The organism is Pseudomonas sp. K5002 (assembly GCF_013386655.1).
Classification (GTDB): domain Bacteria; phylum Pseudomonadota; class Gammaproteobacteria; order Pseudomonadales; family Pseudomonadaceae; genus Aquipseudomonas.
This window is the reverse complement of the sequence record NZ_JACARK010001403.1, coordinates 1-771: the sequence shown is the minus strand read 5'-3', so window position 1 is coordinate 771 and position 771 is coordinate 1. Positions and strand designations below refer to the sequence as shown.

Annotated in this window: 1 protein-coding gene and 1 pseudogene; both read left to right on the top strand. The window is 64.5% G+C overall.

Features of this window, described 5'->3' with window-relative positions; all coding sequences use genetic code 11:
- Positions 1-190, top strand: a pseudogene (locus HX846_RS36740) (hypothetical protein); the annotation flags it as partial.
- Between the two features lie 26 nt (positions 191-216).
- On the top strand, positions 217-771 hold a 555-nt coding region (locus tag HX846_RS36735), incomplete at its 3' end, for a metal ABC transporter solute-binding protein, Zn/Mn family (RefSeq protein WP_178967405.1).

Sequence of the window (771 nt, the reverse complement as noted above, 5' to 3'; positions counted from 1 at the left end):
GAGCCAGACGCCGGACCTCAGCGGTTCGCTGTTGATGCGCATCCGCGGCGCCGAGCCGGATATCTGGCTCAACCGCAGCGCCCACCTCACCGCCCCCACCGACCTCACTGACCAGGCGCTGATCAGCGCGGGCTGGCAGCAGGTAATCGCGCAATTCGATGCCGGTGTCACCCGCCAGCATCGTCACTGAATTCACGTTGCAGCCGAGAGAAGACCATGTCTATTTCATCTCCATTATTACGTCTGGTGCTGGTCGGCCTGATCACCGTGCTGCTGGCCCCGTTCGCCAGTGCCGACCCGGCAAAGCGCCTGCGCATCGGCATCACCCTGCACCCGTATTACAGCTACGTCGCCAATATCGTCGGCGACAAGGCTGAAGTTGTCCCGCTGATTCCGGCCGGTTTCAATCCCCATGCCTACGAACCCCGCGCCGAAGACATCAAACGCATCGGCACCCTTGATGTGATCGTGCTCAACGGCGTCGGCCATGACGATTTCGCCGACCGCATGATCGCCACCAGCGAGCGCCCGGACATCCCGGTGATCGAGGCCAACGCCAACGTGCCGCTGCTGGCCGCCACCGGCAACGCTGCGCGCGGTGCGGGCAAGGTGGTCAACCCGCACACCTTCCTGTCCATCAGCGCCTCGATTGCCCAGGTGAACAACATTGCCCGGGAACTGGGCAAGCTCGACCCGGACAACGCCAAGACCTACACCCAGAACGCCCGCGCCTACGGCAAGCGCCTGCGCCAGATGCGCGCCGACGCCCTG